General features: G+C 52.3%; 1 pseudogene. It reads right to left on the bottom strand.

Annotation, left to right across the window (positions count from 1 at the left end):
- Window positions 1–388, bottom strand: a pseudogene (locus AACR11_RS29815) (hypothetical protein); the annotation flags it as partial.

The raw sequence follows: 388 nt of genomic DNA on the forward strand, positions 1-388 counted from the left end.
CCAATCGGCATCCACACCCGAGTTCACCGCGCCCAACCACCAAACGCTAGATTGGTTGGTTACGGTTTTTGGCACTTCCTGGCCACGCTGAAAGATGGTGTGAACCACATGACCAAACTGACGCCCACCACGCAAAAGCTCGCCCGTTTTTCCTTCCAACTTTCCAGAGGTCTCCGCACAGCTGGCTAACTCTTCAATCACCACATGTAACTTAGGTTTACGTCCATCCCCAAGCGCCCAAGCAATTGCGCTGAAGGTTTCCAACTCCGACATGCACGCCCCTTTTGGCGGAACATAAGCAAGCTTGAACGAACACCCAGTACGACAACCATGCACCGCTGCTTTAATGAATTTAGCGGGGTCAGAAAAACCATGGCACATTTGACCG

The sequence above is a fragment of the Vibrio sp. L85 genome (genome assembly GCF_963871815.1).
In the GTDB taxonomy this organism is placed as follows: Bacteria; Pseudomonadota; Gammaproteobacteria; order Enterobacterales; family Vibrionaceae; genus Vibrio; species Vibrio harveyi.